We start from the raw sequence: 18,583 nt of genomic DNA, 5'->3' as shown, positions 1-18,583 counted from the left end.
GGGCGGGGCGGGGTGGGGGTTCGGGCCGGGGTTGGGGCGGGGTTGGGGGCGGGTCGGGGGTGGGTGGTTTGGGTTGTTCGCGGGGTGCGGGTGGGTGGGGGCTGGTCGCGCAGTTCCTCGCGCCCCTGAGGGGGTTGGGGTGGGCGGGGTGGACCGGCGGGGTGGGCGCGCCCTCGCGGTGGAGCCGCATGTCTGCACAGCCCCGTGCCCCTAAGGGGGTGAGGTGGGGCGGAGTGGACCGGCGAGCTGGGCGCGCCCTCGCGGTGGAGCCGCATGTCTGCACAGCCCCGCGTCCCTGAGGGGGCATTGGGGTGGGCGGAGTGGACCGGGGAGGGTGCTTACTCGTTGGTGAACTCTTCGATCACCGTGGCTCCCAGTTCTCGGACGATGAGTTCGTGGCCGGAGAGGGCCGATTCGTCGAGGTCGGGGTCGTCGTCCTCGGGGGTGTCGTCCTCGGCGGAAACCGTGCGGGGGGCGGGAGTTGGGGAGGGAGAGGCGGAGGGTGGGGGTTGGGTGGGGGTCTGTGCTGAGGGTGGGTTCGTCGGGTTCGTGGGTGCGGGTGTGGGTTGGGAGGACGCCGGGCGGGGGGCCTGTGGGGCGGGGGCCGGGGTGCCGTAGCCGCCGGACGGCGCACCGCCGTAGCCGCCCGCTGCTCCGCCGCCACCGCCACCACCACCGCCGTAGGAACCGCCCGGCTGCGGGGGCGGGGTGCCGCCGCCCGACGGGTCTACGACCGCGTCGATCTTCCACTGGACGTTGAACTGCTCGGACAGCGCCTGCTTCAGTACGTCCTCGCTGCCGCTGCTGTTGAAGTTGTCCCGCGCACCGGCGTTGACGAAGCCGATCTGGAGGGTCGTGCCGTCGAAGCCGGTGACCTGCGCGTTCTGGCTCAGCAGGATCCAGGTGAAGCGGCGGCGGTTCTTCACCACTTCCAGGATGTTCGGCCAGAGCATGCGGGGGTCGAGGCTGCCGGCCGGGGGGGCTTGGATGGGGGCCGCGGCCTGGGAGGCGGGGGCCTGTGCGGGGGTGGGGGCGGGGGTGTTGTGGGCGGGGGCCGGGGGTTGTCCGCCGCCGCCCGCCGGGGTCGCTGTGGGCCAGCCGCCGGGGCGGCGACCGCTGCCCGCGGCCGTGGCGGTGGGCCAGGCGCCCGGGGTGGCGGCGGCGGGCTGGGCCTGGGGCTGCGGCTGTTGGGGTTCCGGGGTGGGCGGGGCCGCCGGCTGGGCGTGGGCGACGGGCGCGGGGGGCTGCTCCGCCGGCATCGCGGGCGGGGTCGCGACGGGAGCCGGGGTGGTGCCGGGCGCCCCCGGACCTCGTACGGCTGCGCGCGCGGCGGCGGCACCACCGCCGGGCGGGACGGGGGGCTGTGAGTAAGCCTGGGCAGGGGGCTGCGCGTGGGCTTGGGGGTGGGCGTCGGGTCCGGGGACGTAGGCCATGGCGGGGGCGCCGCCGCCCCCGGCGAAGTTGACGCCGCGCTCCAGGCGGTCGAGGCGGGCCATGACCGACTGCTCGTCGCCGTAGGCGGCGGGGAGCATGACGCGGGCGCAGATCAGCTCTAGTTGGAGGCGGGGGGAGGTGGCGCCGCGCATCTCGGTCAGGCCGGTGTTGACGAGGTCGGCGGCGCGGCTGAGTTCGGCGGCGCCGAAGGTGCCTGCCTGGGCCTGCATGCGTTCGAGTACGTCGGTGGGGGCGTCGATGAGGCCCTTGTCGAGGGCGTCCGGGACGGCCGCGAGGATCACCAGGTCGCGGAGGCGCTCCAGCAGGTCGGCGACGAAGCGGCGCGGGTCGTTGCCGCCGTCGATGATGCGGTCGACGACCTCGAAGGCGGCGGCGCCGTCACCGGTGGCGAAGGCCTCGACGACGGAGTCGAGGAGCGAGGCGTCGGTGTAGCCGAGCAGCGAGGTCGCCATGGCGTATGTCACACCGTCGGTGCTGGCGCCCGCGAGCAACTGGTCCATGACGGACATGGAGTCACGCACGGAACCGGCGCCGGCGCGCACGACGAGGGGCAGGACGCCCTCCTCGACCGGGATGTTCTCCTGCCCGCAGACCTGCCCGAGGTACTCGCGCAGCGTGCTGGGCGGCACGAGCCGGAAGGGGTAGTGGTGCGTCCGCGACCGGATCGTCCCGATGACCTTCTCGGGTTCGGTGGTCGCGAAGATGAACTTGAGGTGCTCCGGCGGCTCTTCGACGACCTTGAGCAGCGCGTTGAAGCCGGCCGACGTGACCATGTGGGCCTCGTCGATGATGTAGATCTTGTAACGGCTGCTCGCGGGCCCGAAGAACGCCTTCTCGCGCAGCTCACGGGCGTCGTCCACACCACCGTGCGACGCGGCGTCGATCTCGATGACGTCGATGGATCCCGGGCCGTTGCGCGCGAGGTCCTGGCAGGACTGGCATTCCCCGCAGGGGGTCGGCGTGGGGCCCTTCTCGCAGTTCAGACAACGGGCCAGGATGCGTGCGCTCGTGGTCTTGCCGCAGCCTCGCGGCCCGCTGAACAGGTACGCGTGATTGACCCGGTTGTTCCGCAGCGCCTGCTGCAACGGGTCGGTGACATGTTCCTGCCCGATGACCTCGGCGAACGACTCCGGGCGATAGCGACGGTAGAGCGCGAGAGACGACACGCGTACGAGGTTATAGGCGCCCACTGACAACGGGGGCCGCCGACAAGATCCACGGAGGCGCTCCCGCGCCGGGGACGGCCGGGAACGGTGAGGATCGGTCGGGAACGCAAGCGCCCCCCACGCACCCGCCAGAGCCAACCTACCCTTGCTGCCTTCCGGCCCTGGGGGAGTTCAGTCAGATAGCGCCGCGTGAGGGGCTCCGCACAGGCTACAGGATCTGAGCGGGGGGAACGAGTTCGCGAGCACTCCTCAACGTCTTGTATTGTTTGCCGCGGAGGATTCGCCTAGTGGCCTAGGGCGCACGCTTGGAAAGCGTGTTGGGGGCAACCCCTCACGAGTTCGAATCTCGTATCCTCCGCCAGTGCCTCACCGGGCACGATGTCGAAGGGCCCCACCGTTCGCGGTGGGGCCCTTCGTCGTGTCCGTCTCAGTTTCCGTCTCAGTTTGTCTCTGAGTCCGTTTTCGGGAGCTCCCAAAGGGCGTCGCCAACTTGCTGGGCGACTTTGCGAAGCATGGTCCCCGTCACGTGCATGTACCGAGCGCGCATCCGGGCCGCTCCCCCGGGCTCCCAACCCATGATCGAGTCGATCACGACGTCGGGTACGCCGAGGATAAGGAGCACGGTCGCGGCGGTGTGACGAGCGTCGTGAAGACGGCCGTTCCGTACGCCCGCGTCCCGGAGAAGCCGCTTCCAGGTGTGGAAGTCGGTGTTGGGACTGAGAGGGCCGCCGATCGGCGAGGCGAAGACGTACCCCTTGCCCTCCCAGTCGGTACCGGCCGCGATGCGCTCCCGCTCCTGGGCTTCCTGGTGCTGGCGAAGAATCTTGATCAGCGGGTCGGGCAGGCCGATGGTGCGTCGGCCCGCGCGTGACTTGGTGGACTTGTGCTCGCGCCGGGTCTGCTCCCGCTTGGGGCAGTAACCAGCCTTCCGGCCACACGGGTTGGCAGCGCCGCAGCCATGCGCGTACTTGGGGCGGAGTCGGTTCTTACGAATACGGACGTATCCCGAGGCGAGGTCGACGTCTTCCCAGTGCAGGCCGAGCGCCTCACCCTGCCGGAGGCCGAGCGCCAGGGCGACGACCCAACGTGCGCTGTTGCGGAGCTTGGCCGCTTCGACGAGCAGGCTCTGAACCTCCTCGATCGTGAACGGCTCGATGTCCTCCTCTTCGAGTCGCGGAGCCTTGGCGATCTCGGCTGCGTTGGTGGGCACGTGTCCGCGCCGTACTGCCTCACTGAGGGCGGTACGGACTGTGCGGTGCACGTGGTGGGCGGTGCCGGCCGCGCTGCCGTTGCTCTGCATCTTTTGGTAGAAGCGCTCCAGGTGCTCGGGCTCCAGCCGATCGAGCCGGTGGGCGCCGAGGCCCGGGACCAGGTGCACGCGTACGTCCACTTCGTATCCGGCGTACGTGTTCTCGGAGACGTACGGCTTGGCGATGTTCTCGACCCAGTGCTCAAGCCAGACCTGGACGGTCCAGCCCTTGCCCGGCTTCCGGAGCTTCTTGTCATCGCGGGCCCGTTCCAACTCGCGGACAGCCTTGGTCACTTCGGCCTTCGTCTTCCGCTCCACGTGGCGGCGGTCAGGCTTGCCGTCATCGCGGACGCCGACCGTCACGCGGCCGTGCCATTTGCCGTCCTTGCCGAGGTAGATGGACGAGGCGCCGTTGGGCTGGCGGGTGCGTTTCGTCTCTGCCATATCTCCCCCTTCAGGCCGCTACGGCGGGACGGCGGCGGAGTTGGGTGACGTAGGCGGGCAGCGCCTCAGCCGGAACTCGGCGGAGTCGACCGACCGTGACCGATTCGATCTCGCCCGCGAGCACGAGCTTGAAGCACGTCGTACGGCCGATACGGAGTCGCCGTGCCGCCTCTTCGACGGTCAGCAGGACCAAGGACGGGTCGGCCAGTTCCGGGACAGCGGTCAGGGCTCGCGGCTCAGCCACGGGTGGGCTCTCCTTCCGTGCCGGGGGCAGGTTCGAGGGATTCGGCGAGCCAGGCTTCGGTAGAGGAGAGGCCGGTTCCGGCGAAGACCCAGTGCGCGAGTACGTACGTGGTGTTGGTGGTGGGGCCGTTGGCGGGTGCGGCTTGTGCTCGGCGCCATTCGGCTCGGGCGTTGCGGAGGGCGCCGAGGGTGGTGGAGTAGCGGCGGGATTTGGTGGAGAAGTGGCCGCGGAAGCCGAGCATGTGGGCCCAGGCGCGCAGGCGGAGGTGTTCCAGGCTCTTGCGGGCGCCGAGGGTCCAGGCGGTGCGGATGAGGCGGCGGGCGTGGTCGCTGATGTCGAGTTGGGCGAGTTCGGCGGCGAACTTGAGCGGGCGGTCGAGAGCGCCGCCGGTCGCGGTTTCGGCGCCCTTGGTGGCGTACTTGGCGATGTAGGCGGCGACGGCTCGTTCGGTGAGTTCCTGGCCGTCGTTGAAGTCGGCGGATCGGATGGTGCGGACGTCGAGTTGGCGGCCGAAGGTGAAGGTGTGGGGGCGGTCGTCGATGGTCGGGCCGTCGACGCGGACCTTGGCGGTTGCGGTGCGGATGGCGTCGGTGAGCAGGTCGGCGGTGGCCCAGGGCGGGGGTGGGGTGTCGCCGCCGGTGGGGCCGTCGATGCGGATGACGGCGTGGAAGTGGACGGCGCCGCGCTTCTGGTACTCGGCGACCTTGGCGAAGGACACGCGTGCGTGGTCGCGGAACCGTCGTTGGGAGAGGCCTGCTCGCTTGGCGACTTCTCGGCGCAGGTAGGTGGAGAAGCGGCGCCAGAGGGGACCGGCGTGGGCGTTCCAGAGGACGGCGGCTTCGTAGTCGTAGGTGTCCGGGTCATGGGGTGTGCCGAGCACGTCGTCGTCCTGGGTGTGGTGGAGGCCGCAGCGGCAGGGGCGGCCGTCGGTGCGGCGGTTGTGGACGGGGCCGAAGCCGGGGGCTGTGAAGGTGGCGAAGACGCGGGGGTGGGTGGCGACGTGTTCGGGGGTGCCCTTGCCGCCGCGCAATCCTGCGGTGATCAGGTGGAAGGTGTCGCGGCGGTAGACCTCGGAGCAGGCTGGGCAGCGGGTGGTGCGGCGGTTGTTGCAGCGGACGAGGAGTTGGCCGGCCGGGAGGGTCGAGGAGTTGAGGTGGTGGAGGATGCCGCCGATCTCGCCGGTTGTGGTGTCGACGTCGTATTCGGTGCGGTGGCCGTCGAGGCGGATGGGGTGGGCGCAGCCGCCGAGGCCGGAGAGTTGGCGGAGGATACCCGGGAGGGTGCCTTGCGCGGCCAGGTTCGTTAGTTCGGGGAGTGGGGCCGGGGTGGGGCGGGTGAAGATGGCTTGCTCCTTCTGGCTGGCTCGGTCAGGAGAGACGGGCCCCGGGGCGGCGAAATGCTTGGTCGTGTGCCGCCGCCCCGGAGGTCAGGGATCGAGGCCGGGAGTCGTTCAGCGGCGGTGGTCGCGGAGCATCGAGCGCAGGACCACGGCGGCGATGGCCACGGAGATGGCCGTTACGGCGACGGCGGCCAGGAGCGCGGTGAGGACGACTCCGCCGACGACCAGGGCGACGACCGTGTTGCGGTCGATGGCGAGCGGCGGGAGCGAGCGCCGTACAGGCGTCGGGTCGGCCGGGGTGTGGGTGTGTACGGGCGGCGGGGTCGGGTTGTCGGGGTACTTGGGCAGGAGCACGGCGAACCCTTTCTCATCTACTCGTCTAGTCATGTGAGCCGTTTACGACACCCACGCCGGAGCGCGTGCCGGACTCGATGGCGGGGGCGAGGAAGGTGTGCGAGAGCCAGAAGCCGAACAGAGCGATCAGCACGACGATCCAGGTACGGACGCCGAGGAACTTGACCGCTCCCCAGGCGAAGAAGCCGAGGACGACGACGAGCGGCAGGCTGACGGTCACGGGGTGGAACTCCCTTTCAGCGGACGGGGCAGCGGTGGGTGTGGGCCGCCAGTTCGGCAGCGGCGCGGCTGTCGTAGTCGTGCGAGGCACCGCAGCGCGGGGCAGTGCAGGCGGCGGTGTGCTTCTCCTGGCCCCGGTCGTCGTAGGACGTGGCGACCTGGACGGGGCCGATGCGGATGACGTTGCGGAAACAGCGGTTGGCGGGCATCGTCAGCCCTCCTCTCGGCGGTTCGGGGCCGGGAATTCGGCGAGGATGCGGGCAGCTTGGGCAGGGTCCGAGGTCCGGCCGGCGGCTTCCTCGGCGAGGAGCCGGGCAAGGGCCCATCGGTTGCTGCGGGCCATCTCGCGGGCCGCGTCGAGGTAGTCGGCGGCGGTGTTGAAGGTGAGGGGCACGGGTCAACTTCCTGTCGGTGTGAGGTGGGCAGCGATGGCTTCGGCCATGGGCGCGGGGACGCCGAGGCGGGCGCGGAGGGTCGGGGTGTCGATCGGGGTTCCGGTGCGGGTGTGGTGCTCGGCGGCGACCTTGCGTGCGTGCTCGATCAGAGCGGCCGGGACCGGCACGGCAGGGCGCTCGGGTGGTGCCTCAATGGCCGGTTGCACGGGCGTCTGAGGCGAGGGTTCGGGTGCCTCCTCCTGGACATCGACGGCCTCAATGTCGGTGGGTGCTAGGGGCGTTGTGGTGTGGGCGAGGAGGGTTCCGCCGAGGAAGGCGACGGCGGGCCAGCCCGCGACGAGGATGCGCAGCCAGGCGGGGACGTCGCCGAGGTCGAGCAGGCCGGCGGTGGCGACGTTCGCGCCGAGGGACGCGGTCAGTGCGATGACGAACCAGCACCAGCCGGAGGCCTTCGCGTCGCCGGTACGCAGTCGGCGCCAGGCGGCGACGAGCAGCAGGTCGACGCTGATGGGGTAGGCCCACGCCTTCCACCCGTCCTGTCCGGCCGCCGAGGCGATGTCGTGCAGGTGGGCGAAGGAGAGGGCAGCGGCGATGAGGGCTTGGACGAGTACCGCGTCGACGCGGGCCAGTTGGGCGCGCATGATGCGGCTCCTTCCGGGTTCGGGCATGGAGGGGTAGGGACGTGGCGCGAGGCGGTCACGCCAAACCGGGCTGGGTGAAGGTCAGTTGGTTGCCGGGCGCGGCTGGACGTTGGGGCCCGGGGCCTTGACCGGTTGCGCGGGCGCGTACGGCTGGAAGCGCTTGAGCGCGGGCAGGTCGGGCACCAGGTGCGCGGAGTCGCGGCAGATCTCGACGGCGTCGCCGAGGGACAGGTAGGGGGTGCGGATGCGGGACCAGCCACCGGAGGTGTCGCCCGCGACGGCCAGGCCGGGGCGTTCGGGAGCGATCGCGCAGGCGGCACCCACGGCTTCGGGGGCGATGTCTCCGAGCGCCATCTTGGCGGAGGCTTCATCGTTGACGCGGTGGCAGACGCGGCCGGTGAGCTGGGCACGAAGCATGGTGGCGCCCTTGCCGAGTTCGGCGCCGAAGCGCTGGCCGCAGACTTCGAGGTAAATGCCGGCGGCGCGGCCGAGTTGGGCGAGACGGATGAGCTGGGTGACCATCTCGTCGCGGCGTTCCTCGTCCTTGCGGGTGGCGACGAGGAAGAGTTCGGCCACCTCGTCGACGAACAGCACGATCGGGACCGGGCGTTCGCGCTCCGGCAGGCCCCAGATGTCTGAAGTGATCTCCTCGTCGGGGGTGTTGGGGGCGACGCCCTGCCGGGACTTGATCAGGTCGTAGCGGTCCTCCATCTCGTCGATGAGCGCAGGCAGCAGGTCGGCCGCCTGGTCCGGGTCGGTGGCCAGCGCCGAGAGGCGGGACGCGAACGGGGACAGTTCCACGCCCCGCTTGCAGTCGATGCCGACCAGGGCGACCGGCTGACGGGCGAGCCCGGCGACCAGGTGACGCAGGTACATGGACTTGCCCGACAGCGTTGCACCGAGGGTGAGTTGGTGCGGGACGGTGCGGTAGTCCCGTACGAACGGGGTGGCATCCTCCCGCAGGGCCACCGGCACTTTGAGGAGGCCGGACGGGAGCTTGCGGGTACGCGGCATGCGGACCCGGCGCAGTACGTCGTAGCCGACGAGCCGGAGTTCGACGACGCCGGGCTTGAGGGTGGTGACGTAGACGGCGTGAACTCCCCAGGCGTGGCGCAGTCGTTCGGCGGAGGCGGCGACGTCGGCGGGTTCCTGGCCCGGGGCGAGCCGCAGACGTATCCGCAGGCCGGTCGTGGTGGGTCGGATGATGCCCCGGCGGGGCGGTACGGGCCGGACTTCGCGGCGGGTGGTGGCTTTGACGGCGAGGATGCGCAGCCGGGACGGGGTGACGGTCAGGCCGCAGGCCTCCATGACCGAGCCGTACGAGCTGAGCAGGCGGGTTGTCGATATCGGCAGGCCGATCGTGGACCAGTACGCGGCCGGGTGCTTGGCCCGGGTGTAGGCGGCCCCGCCACCGAGTGCGGCGAGGGGACCACCCACCTCCAGGAGCGTCGTCAGGTCGGTCATCAGGCGGCGACCTCGGCGACGGCCGGGAACGCGGCCGGAGTGACGGCAGCGGCGCGGAAGGCGATGCCGTGGCGCTGCTGCCCGTTGAACACGCTTTCCCAGGGGCGAGCGACGAGTCCCGGGAGCGAGACCGGAGCTCCGAGCGCGAGCCCCTCGGAGACACCGCCCTCGGGGACGGTGACCTTGATCAGGGACGACTCGCCCTCCTCGATGTAGACGACGCCGAGCGTCATCAGCGCCTCGCCACTCACGGCGTCCTTGGCGATCTCGCCGGTCTGACGGTCGCGGACCTTCGGCTCCGGGGCCTCGGTCAGCAGGATCGTCGCGGCAGCGGTCTCAACACGGATGGTACGCAAGGAAGTTTCCCTATCTACTCGTCTATACATGTAGCGATCCGCGAACCCGATCTCCGGGTTCGTGCGGACCACCCTGCCACACAACTTGCCCACTCGTCTATACGAGTATGCACGTTGGGGTGTACGAGTTCGGGGAGTGTCCCCCGCGCACCACCGCCAGTCATGCGATCAGGTCGCCGGGAGCTGGTACGACAGCACGTACGCGTCCGCCGCCATGACCGTGTCGCAGACCTCCACCGCCCGCCCCTCGGTGTCATACGCGGTACGGACGAGGTGGATCACGGGCACGCCGGAGGCCAGCCGGAGCGTCTTGACCTCGGTGGGCGAGGGCATCCGGGCGCGGATCTCCTCCTCGAAGTGGTCGAGGTGGTGGCCCAGTTCTTCAAGGCGGGCGTAGATGCCGCCGGGGCCCGGGTTGGGTTCGGCGATCTGCGTACCGCGCGCGATGTCGAGCGGGAGGTAGGAGGTCGCGAACTCGACCGGCTTCCCGTCCAGCAGATACCGGCGCCGGCGGGCGAGCACACGCCGTACGGAACCGAGCCGGGTGGAGATGTCCTGGCTGGCCTTCTCCTCCTTGACCTCCAGGCTGTCGACCTGAGGGTGACTGCCGGCGGCGTCGGCCTCGACGATGAACGCGGACTTGCCCTGCTCACGGTGGCGTCGGGCGAACCGGTCGGAGGCGAGGCGCCGTACGGGCGGACGGGGACGGACAAAGACGCCCTTGCCGTGCTCGGCATGCACCAGGCCCTCGCCCTGGAGGACGGAGAAGGAGTTGCGGACGGTCATCCGGGAAACCCCGTAGTGCTCGACCAGGTCAGCCTCCGAGGGCAGCTTTTCGCCCTCCTTGAACCGTCCACGGTCGATGGCCTCGCGCAGCTGGTCGGCGATCTGCCGGAAGACCGCACGATCACTCGTGGGGTCGAGATCGCCGAGCAAGCCGGAACGGAGAGGGCTCACGTTGAGTACTCCTTTAGGTATCTAGACGAGTGGGCGAGTGTTGTTGCTACGGTGGAGAGCCTAGCCAGCCGGGAGGGCCGAGGAACGTGAGCACTGACCGTCCGCACTCCGTGAGCGTCGCCGGAGTCATCGTCGACGACCACGGCCGCGCCCTCCTGATCAAGCGCCGGGACAACGGCAAGTGGGAACCTCCGGGTGGCGTCGTCGAGCGAGACGAAACCCTCCCCGAGGCCCTTCAGCGCGAAGTCCTCGAAGAAACCGGCATCAAGATCGCACTCCCCGCGACCCTCACCGGCGTCTACAAGAACATGACGGGGCTGATCGTCTCCCTGGTCTTCCGCTGCCAGGCCGCCGACGGCACACCCACCACCGGGGACGAGACCCGCGCACTGCGCTGGGCCACCCGCGAAGAAGTATCCGAACTCGCCGACGAGGCATACGCGATCCGCGTCTTCGACGCACTCGACGCGACGTCTCCGCCGGCCATCCGCGCCCACGACGGCGTGAAACTCGTCTAGCCCGAACCCGCTGCACATGGCGGCCTACCAGCACGAAGGAACTTGTATGCACGAGTATACGAGCACTGCGCGGGTCTGGGGACTCACTTGCCCAGGTTTCCCGGAAGAGGTCAGCCGGGCCCGCCGCTGGACCCGCGACATCCTGCGCGGTTCGCCGTTGGCCGAGGACGCGGAACTGATCGTGAGCGAGCTGAGCGCGAACGCGATCCTCCACACCGCGAGCGGGCGAGAGGCTGGCAGCTTCCACCTGGCGCTTGCGGTGTCCTCGCAGGTGGTTGCGCTGTCGGTGACGGATGGCGGGGGCGCCGGGACGGCTCCGAAGGTCGAGCACCGGGACCAGGAGGCGGAGCACGGCCGGGGGCTGGGCATGGTCAGCGCGATTGCGCACCGGGTCGTGGTCCACGACAGCGACGGCGGTCACACGGTCACCGCGGAACTCTTCACGGACGTACGTCGAGGCGGTCACCCATGCTGAGCAAGAGCACGGCGATCAGCCCAGGCTTCTGGTGCGAGTGCTGGACCCGACATTTGGAGGACGGCCGGCCGCCGACGCTCTTCGGCTCCTACGACGCGCGCACAGAGGTCGAGGCGAACAACTGGGTCTCCGAGATCCTGCGCACCATCTCACCGGCACTCGACACGGACACCTCCGAGGAGGCATGGGAACGGCTCTACGACCACCGCATCAACACCCGCAGAGCCCTGCTACGCCGTGTGCCCTGGACGGTGTCTGTCACCCACGCCCGCACACTCATCACCTGGACCGTAAGCCCAGTCACCTTCCTACCGCTGGCGCACCGTCAGACCGCAGAACTCCCCACATGCGCATACGACTTCAAGCCCCACACGCCCCGAACGACCGACTGAGTTACAACTTTCTCTACTGGTTCAAGGCGGCTCGCTCCGCTCCCCGCGCGCGACCCGACCCCCGGCCGGGCCTGCGCTCCTGTCTCCGCCCCGCTCCAGCCCGGCCGGCGCCCGGACCGCGCGCACAGCAATCAGCCGCCTGACGCCAGAGTAGGAGTACGTCGTAGCTCGGGCGATCGGCTCCACGGCTGTACGGAGCCATAAACACTCACGCCAAAGCAGCGCCAGCCGCTCCACCGACCTATGTGGTACCAGTGCGAGTCTTCCAGCTCACCTCAGACGCTCGCGAGCGCGGAGTCGAGGTACGCGGCTACGGATTTCGTTATAGATCGGAGGCAGTCGATCATCGACCCAAAAACGAACAGTAAGTGCATAGCGTTGCTTGCTCTTCGGAGCTACCCATCGCCTGGTGTTTTGAATCGCCAACAGAAACTCGTCATCCTTTCCGGACAATCTCGACAAGGATTGCTTCCATACGTATCTGCCTAGCTGATTCGCTCCGCGAGATCGGGCCGTCTTACTCGGGCTGAACCCAATTCTATTGACTGGACTCATCTCAGAAAGAGGAGAAACAGCGGCATTGATGTGACCCGCCGCCGTGTCATCAAGAAATAGTTTAAGCGCAGCATCCGCAGATATCCCGCGAACCACTTCGAAAGCCATACGACTTCCAAGGTAGTCATATCTCCGCACCCGGACTGGCGGGTCGTAGCACAAAGCGATCGTCACTCCCCGAGGAAAGCGTCTACGCTCAAAAAACGCGACCGGAATTGGGAGTGCGAACAGATGGACATCGTCAACCTCAATGTCATCCTCTGCATAAAGGACCGTGTTTCGCTCATCACTTGTCGCGCTATTAAGCATGACAGGAATTCCGAAACCGGTTGCTCTCCTTTGGAGTCTTTCCCGCTCGGCCTTTTTCAAATCCACATAGCCGTCTAGAAAGTCAGGGGCATCTTGCGTCGACTGCAAGATCAGCGCGCGAAGCAAGTTCGCCGATGCGTTTGGGTAGGCCCCGTGGAGCGCTCCAGCCATACGGGCCACAAGCGGAGCGGCAAAGCTGGTACCGAGATCATGCGTTACGACACCCGTGGCATCGGGACGGCCATCCGCGACCAAGACCTTGGCCTCGTCTGCAAGCCTCAGATCCCAGGAGCCGATCTCTTGCACCATTGTGCCGCCAACGGCAGCCAACTCGGGTTTGACAGCGCCAGCCACTCCCTCGCCTACGCGCGAGAACGGTGAAGGCCATCCAGCCTCGCCCATGCCACGCATCCCTAGAGGCATCACCCTAGGCGGCGGCACTACACTACCCACGGTCAACGCGATAGCAGCGGGGGCAGGATCAATTATGCGTGTTAGATCAGATTCCACCAAGGCGCGCGCATAAATGCGACCAAAATCTTCATTATACTCCTCTATGTAGTCGGCTGGAAATGCCGTTCCGGTTGGGACCGTAAAGACAACGTTCAGTTCGCGCGCCAATTGATCCAGCATGCCAGCGAGAATCGGCGCCTTGCCGCCATCGAAATTTGCACCAAGATCCCCCAGGCTCAAATTGATTACGCGCACGCCTTCGCTAGCTAGAAAACGAATCGCCTCTTCGATTTCATTCTCAACAAGCCGATGCATGGGGAGTTCATTCTGCTCGTCGAGCACGCGAACCGACAAAAGACGGCAAGGCGGATCCTCCCATTCTCCATCGGTTAGCTGGGCCTCGATCTGCCCTCTAATGATAAGTGACGCAATTGCAGTACCATGCCCTGTACGATCCGCTCCGTCGGGGAGCCAATCACTCAGGACAACCGCCCCGGCCACACAGCCTCGGAGAAAAGGGTGCTCGGTTGCCACGCCGCTATCGATCAAACCCACTAGCGGCGCGTCTGATGAAGGCGTCGGAAGTGCACCGATCTCTTCATTCGAGTACTGACTCAGCGCAGTATTCCGAGGGGCCCCTCCGGGAACCACCTCAATACGTGCCACCAGGTCAACATGCAAAAGCTGCTCAACTACATCGCGTGAAGCCTTAACACGGACGAGGCAGATACCGGCCGCCGGGCCGAGGTACTCATCTACTACCTCGCCACCTCGGCCTGTCACGCCGGCCTTAATCTGCTTCAACCACTCCTTAACCAGTGAAGCATCACTGGGGTACCAGACCTCGACATCGACGACTAGCACATCATTCGATGGACTACTGAGAGCCACATCAAGAAGCCCTCCCATACGATCCTGAGGTCCGTATGGTCGAACAGTGTCGATACCATCGAAAAAGGCTAGATAAGGCGGGTGCTTCTGCTTACCTTCGGGTCCTTTTCTGTATGCCTCTAGACGCTTGAGGAATTCACTCAATTGCGGATCGCTGCCGAACGCTACAACTTTCTTTTGCACACTGGAATCTACAATCCTAAGACCGGAATTTGCCCAGCCTTTCTCGTCGTCTACTGCCACAGGAGGGCCGGTCTCGACGACCAGAATTAGCTTCGGATCAATACCTAGGACAGCGGAGCGTTCTTCCACATCGGCGATAACTAGCTCGGCAAATGATTTGAGGTCAGCTGCATGCCCCTCGGAATCGCCATAGCGGGGCCCGTCACCCACGGGTCGTGAGATTTTTCGTCGACCGCCTGTGTAATCGATGCGCTCAAACTGAACGTGATCCAGACGGATGGGTTCCATACCCGGTAACGGCATCATTTCTCGGTTTGACCTGCTTCCCTCAGCCTCTTTTTGCGGGAGTTAGCACATTCCACAATATCTCCAGTGGTCAAGTACTCCTCGCCGGAAAGGATGTTTCGACGCAGAGCGTCTAGGCACACTGACTCGATTTGCGCATGGCTGAGGCCATGAAGAGTCTTAGCAGCTTGCTCTCGATTAACCTTCAAGTGCTTAGCTCGCCGCAATTTCAGCTTGAGTAGCTGATAAATTTGCTCTTGCGTTGGATGCTTATATGTCAGGATCTCATCGAACCTCCGCCACAGGGCAGCATCAAGCAGGTCCCCATGGTTCGTGGTAGCAACTACCAGGTTATCTGATGAGTATGTTTCGAGCTCCTGAAGAATCACAGTAACGACGCGACGAATTTCGCCATTATCTGACCCATTTCGATCGCTCGCCAGCATGTCAATCTCATCAAAACTCAGCACCAAAGTGCCGCGTTTTGCAAACTCAAGGATTTTCTCAATATGGCGAGCAGTCTGCCCTAGGTACGAAGAGACTACGGCTGCGAGCCGAACGCGAGCGATAGGAATCCCAAGCTCATAAGCCAGAGCTTCAGCCGTCTGAGTCTTGCCCGTCCCGCTCGGACCTGCGAGGAGTAGACGGCGCCTTGGCCGCAGTCCATGTGCAGCCAGTAAGTCCCGCATTCGGTGCTCATGAATCAGCTCAAGGAGAATATCCCGATTTTCCTTGGATAGCACCATTTCAGATAGACTGACCCGGCTGTCATTAAGGGACAACAGCGGCATGCCGTCATCACTCAACGGCAACGACGTGACGCCACCCGTTAGGGGACGCTTGTGGCTTCGCACTGTTTCCGCGTGCCGTTCGATCGCTTGAGCTAGACCCCCGCCTCTAGTGGGTTCGTTCTGTTGTGTGCCGTTGCTAAAGCCCATCAAGGTATCCTGGATCACCGCATCCTCACCCACGCGTTGTCAGATGCTCCTGTTGCGGTCGGCCCTGCGCGGATTTGGCCGTCGGCGCGGGACGCTCGTCTACACCGTGTATGATACCCCACGCGCGCGACAAGTATGCGGAATCACGTAATGAAGAATTTGTAAACTTAACTTTCGGGGGCTGAAAGTTGGCAGGCGGCGCAGTCTCTTACTCGGAGCGTACGAGCGCGAATTTCGGGAGAGCGCTAAACAGTTTTTCGCGAGAGGACATTGATGGAGGTTTCATCATCAATGGCCAGTGTCCCGATTGTAGCCACAATTTCACCTTCGTGTTCATCACTTCTCCGCAGCTGATAACCCCCGGCCGGGCGGTATCCGGTCAGTCAGCTAGGGGCCTCACCGATAAACCGGCCAAGCATCTGGTGCGATGCACCTGCGCCGAAGACCATCCAGGGCGTCCCGCTGATGTCGAATCGGGATGCGGAGCCAAGGCATTCATTACGATTAGGCGCTGACGATGGGGATTTTGAGGAGAAGTAAAAAGGAAGACGATCTTTCGCAAGTTGCCAGCAGTCAGCTGACCCTGGAGTTCGTTGACGTTCCGGTAACCACTGAAGACGTTGAATGGGACCGGCGTGCTACGGAAGCACGCTTCAACAGTCTAAATGCCATTCAAGCAACGGCCGAACGGTGGGGAGCCACCATTCTGGTCATTACAGGTCTCCTAACGGCCTTGACAGTCATTCGTGGCCCAAGTGATCTCAACTCGCTACAAGGTATGACTAGCAAAATTGCGGTCGGGGTTCTGTCTGCCCTTTCTCTCTTCGCGGCTTTGGCTAGTGTTGTATTCGCCGCTATGGCCGCGCAAGGACAGGCAGTTCGCGTCCTCCCAACCGGTGACAGGTTCAGGCAGGCCACCGTTGTAGGCGCCAAGGTAGCCAATAAGCACTTGACACGAAGTAGGAGAATCGCCCTCCTTATCATTCCTTTCTACTTGGCCTCGATCGCGGTGCTGGCTTACGCTCCACAAGAAGAAAAAGGAAAGCCTGTCATCTCCGTAACTGACACAGAAGGCGTCACGTACTGTGGCAGTGTCAAGATCTCCAAGGGGAAATTCATAATCGTCAACAAACGTGGCGTAGTGAACAAGATTCCTTCTGCATCGATCCAGTCAGTTACGGCGCAGGAAGAGTGCAAGTAGCAACACAGGAATGATATAGCTGAACTCACCGGCACATGTCTATGGGCAGGCAGCGGCGAAATTTCCTGCGCATACTCTTAATGACGCCTTCGGGCGAACCTGCCCCGTACGCAGGCTCCGGATCGATTGAGTCCCAAAACTTGAGTGTCTAATCGTGTGACAACGCCGATGAACAACGGCAGGCGAAGCTGGATTCCAGCAGACCGTCATCACAGGGGAGGAACGCTCTAGGCCAAGGCAGGGGCCTGACCCAAGTTGCTTCGGGACGAAGAAGTCATCGCCCAAGGCCTCACCACAGGACTTCCGCCGGCGCAGCTAGCGACGGACGTCGCCGGACAGCGTGGCTGAGGATCGATGGTGGTTGCCCTGGCACACGCGCGCCTGATCGGTCGGCGCACCCGACGATGTGGCTGACGTTCGTCGGCTGAGGAACAGACATCCAAGGCCCCGCAACCGATCAAAGTCCGCTGAGGTGAGAGGGCAGGAGTCGTGCCATTCGCATGCCAGATACTGCGGGGCCTCACGGGGAACAGCGGGGACCCGACTGCGGATCCGGAAAGGCTCGTACACCGCCCCGCCGCAGGCTAGGACAGCCATCGACCCCTAGAAGACCCGAGCTTCCCAAGCTGAGGGCGCCGCAGTGCAGTCACGCGGTGTGCTGTACAGCAGCCTCCCACGCACCCGACCAGATCGCGTCCCATGAGGTGGTGTAGTCGGGCACGGTCCCGGAACGCGCGGGTGTCTGCCCGGGGCGTGCATCCGCTGGCGGTGCATGCTCCCTGAACAAGGGCAGGCCATCGCGCAAGTCTCCCTGGTGAACGGGCGGTTCAACCGGAGGAGCACGCGATGGCCTTGTCCCAGTCTGAGCTGATGCGGCTGCTGGAGTCACTACGTCGGGCCGAGGGAGTTGAAGCAATCAGGGTGGTGTGCGAGCGCATCCTGCAGGAGCTGATCGAGGCCGAGGCCACCGATGTGATCGGTGCCGCGCCGCGTGAGCACACCGAGACGCGCACGACCTGGCGCAACGGACACCGGGAGAGGCTGCTGACCACGCAGGCCGGTGACCTGGATCTGAAGATCCCGAAGGTGCGGAGCGGGTCGTTCTTCCCGTCTCTGCTGGAACGCCGGCGGCGGATCGACCGGGCGTTGTTCGCCGTGGTGATGGAGGCATACGTGCACGGGGTCTCGACCCGCTCGGTCGATGACCTGGTCAAAGCACTGGGTGCGGACAGCGGGATCTCCAAGTCCGAGGTCTCGCGGATCTGCGGCGAACTGGACGAGGAACTGACCGCGTTCAAGGAACGGCCACTGGATCACACCGTCTTCCCCTACGTCTTCTTGGATGCCACCTACTGCAAGGCGAGGGTGAATCACCGGATCGCCTCGCAGGCCGTGGTCATCGCGACCGGCATTTCCGCCACCGGGCACCGCGAGATCCTCGGCCTGATGGTCGGCGACAGCGAGTCGAAGCCGTTCTGGACGAAGTTCCTGCGCTCGCTTCGGGCCCGAGGCCTGGACAACGTCCAGCTGGTCATCTCCGACAGCCACAGTGGTCTGGTGGCCGCGATCCGCACCGTTTTCCTCGGCGCGGCCTGGCAACGCTGCCGGGTTCACTTCGTCCGGGACGTGTTCTCGGTGATCGAGAGGGGTTCCGGAGAGATGGTCGCCGCCACCATCCGCACGATCTTCGCGCAGACCACCGGCGAGCAGGTGCGCACCCAGCTGAACGTGGTCGCCGACATGCTCGGACGGCAGTTCCCAAGGGTCAAGACGATGCTGCTGGACGCCGCAACCGACATCACCGCGTTCGCCGACTTCCCGTCGGCGCACTGGAAGAAGATCTGGTCGACCAACCCGCTGGAGCGGCTGAACCGGGAGATCAAACGGCGGGCCGACGTCGTCCAGGTCTTCCCCAACCCCGCCGCCCTGGACCGGCTCGCCGCCGCAGTGCTGGCCGAACTCCACGACGAATGGCAGGTCTTCGACCGCCGCTACCTCTCCGAAGCCTCCATGGCCGAACTCCTCACCACCAAGCCAACCGAACCCGAACCGCAGATCACCACACAACCGGAACCGAAACAGCTGCCGTGACTACACCAC

Annotated in this window: 20 protein-coding genes, 1 tRNA gene and 1 other RNA gene; 7 read left to right on the top strand and 15 right to left on the bottom strand. The window is 65.8% G+C overall.

Going from position 1 to position 18,583, the window contains the following annotated elements; all coding sequences use genetic code 11:
- Positions 1 to 338: 338 nt before the first annotated feature.
- Positions 339 to 2,621 (bottom strand): DNA polymerase III subunit gamma and tau, encoded by a 2,283-nt coding sequence (locus tag OG504_RS28150; protein ID WP_405992307.1) that lies wholly within the window; start codon positions 2,619 to 2,621, stop codon positions 339 to 341.
- A 103-nt stretch (positions 2,622 to 2,724) separates the two neighbouring features.
- An RNA gene (ffs, locus tag OG504_RS28145) (signal recognition particle sRNA small type) lies at positions 2,725 to 2,823 on the bottom strand.
- Between the two features lie 71 nt (positions 2,824 to 2,894).
- Here ffs and OG504_RS28140 point away from each other — a divergent pair.
- A tRNA-Ser gene (locus OG504_RS28140) sits at positions 2,895 to 2,982 on the top strand.
- Positions 2,983 to 3,060: 78 nt separating this feature from the next.
- Here the strand turns inward: OG504_RS28140 and OG504_RS28135 are convergent.
- Genes OG504_RS28135 through OG504_RS28125 form a run of 3 tightly spaced genes read right to left on the bottom strand, consistent with a single transcriptional unit; the run spans position 3,061 to position 5,786 of the window.
- Positions 3,061 to 4,314: a tyrosine-type recombinase/integrase gene (locus OG504_RS28135; protein WP_405992306.1), complete on the bottom strand. Its 1,254-nt coding sequence runs from the start codon at positions 4,312 to 4,314 to the stop codon at positions 3,061 to 3,063.
- 10 nt (positions 4,315 to 4,324) lie between these two features.
- Entirely contained in the window at positions 4,325 to 4,558 is a 234-nt protein-coding gene (locus tag OG504_RS28130) for an excisionase family DNA-binding protein (protein WP_019075273.1), read from the bottom strand.
- Positions 4,551 to 5,786: a replication initiator gene (locus tag OG504_RS28125; protein WP_405996448.1), complete on the bottom strand. Its 1,236-nt coding sequence runs from the start codon at positions 5,784 to 5,786 to the stop codon at positions 4,551 to 4,553. The genes OG504_RS28130 and OG504_RS28125 overlap by 8 nt, the downstream gene beginning before the upstream one ends.
- Here OG504_RS28125 and OG504_RS28120 point away from each other — a divergent pair.
- Entirely contained in the window at positions 5,712 to 5,864 is a 153-nt protein-coding gene (locus OG504_RS28120) for a hypothetical protein (protein WP_405992305.1), read from the top strand. The two genes, OG504_RS28125 and OG504_RS28120, sit on opposite strands and share 75 nt — an antisense overlap.
- A 144-nt stretch (positions 5,865 to 6,008) precedes the next feature.
- Here the strand turns inward: OG504_RS28120 and OG504_RS28115 are convergent, their stop codons facing one another.
- The 8 genes from OG504_RS28115 to OG504_RS28080 all read right to left on the bottom strand — a co-directional run bounded on the left by OG504_RS28115 (position 6,009) and on the right by OG504_RS28080 (position 10,283).
- Positions 6,009 to 6,251: a SpdD protein gene (locus tag OG504_RS28115; protein WP_405996447.1), complete on the bottom strand. Its 243-nt coding sequence runs from the start codon at positions 6,249 to 6,251 to the stop codon at positions 6,009 to 6,011.
- 25 nt (positions 6,252 to 6,276) lie between these two features.
- On the bottom strand, positions 6,277 to 6,471 hold the full coding sequence (locus OG504_RS28110) for a hypothetical protein (RefSeq protein ID WP_019075277.1): 195 nt from the start codon (positions 6,469 to 6,471) through the stop codon (positions 6,277 to 6,279).
- Between the two features lie 16 nt (positions 6,472 to 6,487).
- Positions 6,488 to 6,679 (bottom strand): mobile element transfer protein, encoded by a 192-nt coding sequence (locus OG504_RS28105; protein WP_405992304.1) that lies wholly within the window; start codon positions 6,677 to 6,679, stop codon positions 6,488 to 6,490.
- A 2-nt stretch (positions 6,680 to 6,681) separates the two neighbouring features.
- Positions 6,682 to 6,864 (bottom strand): hypothetical protein, encoded by a 183-nt coding sequence (locus OG504_RS28100; RefSeq protein ID WP_405992303.1) that lies wholly within the window; start codon positions 6,862 to 6,864, stop codon positions 6,682 to 6,684.
- 3 nt (positions 6,865 to 6,867) lie between these two features.
- Positions 6,868 to 7,506: a DUF2637 domain-containing protein gene (locus OG504_RS28095; protein ID WP_405992302.1), complete on the bottom strand. Its 639-nt coding sequence runs from the start codon at positions 7,504 to 7,506 to the stop codon at positions 6,868 to 6,870.
- 81 nt (positions 7,507 to 7,587) lie between these two features.
- On the bottom strand, positions 7,588 to 8,970 hold the full coding sequence (locus tag OG504_RS28090) for an FtsK/SpoIIIE domain-containing protein (protein ID WP_405992301.1): 1,383 nt from the start codon (positions 8,968 to 8,970) through the stop codon (positions 7,588 to 7,590).
- Positions 8,970 to 9,326, bottom strand: coding sequence for a hypothetical protein (locus tag OG504_RS28085; RefSeq protein WP_366494779.1), 357 nt, complete (start codon positions 9,324 to 9,326; stop codon positions 8,970 to 8,972). The genes OG504_RS28090 and OG504_RS28085 overlap by 1 nt, the downstream gene beginning before the upstream one ends.
- Positions 9,327 to 9,494: 168 nt before the next feature.
- Positions 9,495 to 10,283: a GntR family transcriptional regulator gene (locus OG504_RS28080; RefSeq protein ID WP_362985588.1), complete on the bottom strand. Its 789-nt coding sequence runs from the start codon at positions 10,281 to 10,283 to the stop codon at positions 9,495 to 9,497.
- A gap of 110 nt (positions 10,284 to 10,393) precedes the next feature.
- Here OG504_RS28080 and OG504_RS28075 point away from each other — a divergent pair, with 110 nt between their 5' ends.
- From OG504_RS28075 to OG504_RS28065, 3 genes are read left to right on the top strand one after another with little or no spacing between them, the layout of a single operon-like run.
- Positions 10,394 to 10,801, top strand: coding sequence for an NUDIX hydrolase (locus tag OG504_RS28075; protein ID WP_405996446.1), 408 nt, complete (start codon positions 10,394 to 10,396; stop codon positions 10,799 to 10,801).
- 46 nt (positions 10,802 to 10,847) lie between these two features.
- Positions 10,848 to 11,276, top strand: coding sequence for an ATP-binding protein (locus OG504_RS28070; RefSeq protein WP_329253099.1), 429 nt, complete (start codon positions 10,848 to 10,850; stop codon positions 11,274 to 11,276).
- Positions 11,270 to 11,668, top strand: coding sequence for a hypothetical protein (locus OG504_RS28065; protein ID WP_405992300.1), 399 nt, complete (start codon positions 11,270 to 11,272; stop codon positions 11,666 to 11,668). Before OG504_RS28070 ends, OG504_RS28065 begins: the two co-directional genes overlap by 7 nt.
- A gap of 270 nt (positions 11,669 to 11,938) precedes the next feature.
- Here OG504_RS28065 and OG504_RS28060 read toward each other — a convergent pair whose 3' ends face one another.
- A complete protein-coding gene (locus OG504_RS28060; protein ID WP_405992299.1) occupies positions 11,939 to 14,347 on the bottom strand; it encodes a S8 family peptidase in 2,409 nt (802 codons plus the stop codon).
- A 14-nt stretch (positions 14,348 to 14,361) separates the two neighbouring features.
- On the bottom strand, positions 14,362 to 15,315 hold the full coding sequence (locus OG504_RS28055) for an AAA family ATPase (RefSeq protein ID WP_405992298.1): 954 nt from the start codon (positions 15,313 to 15,315) through the stop codon (positions 14,362 to 14,364).
- A gap of 484 nt (positions 15,316 to 15,799) precedes the next feature.
- Between OG504_RS28055 and OG504_RS28050 the strand changes: the two genes are divergently transcribed.
- Positions 15,800 to 16,483, top strand: coding sequence for a hypothetical protein (locus OG504_RS28050; RefSeq protein WP_405992297.1), 684 nt, complete (start codon positions 15,800 to 15,802; stop codon positions 16,481 to 16,483).
- A gap of 846 nt (positions 16,484 to 17,329) precedes the next feature.
- Positions 17,330 to 18,574, top strand: coding sequence for an IS256 family transposase (locus OG504_RS28045; RefSeq protein ID WP_405989060.1), 1,245 nt, complete (start codon positions 17,330 to 17,332; stop codon positions 18,572 to 18,574).
- Positions 18,575 to 18,583 lie beyond the last annotated feature (9 nt).

Origin of the sequence: Streptomyces sp. NBC_00986, from assembly GCF_045162565.1 — a bacterium.
GTDB lineage: Bacteria > Actinomycetota > Actinomycetes > Streptomycetales > Streptomycetaceae > Streptomyces.
This window is presented reverse-complemented; position numbering and strand designations above follow the sequence as displayed.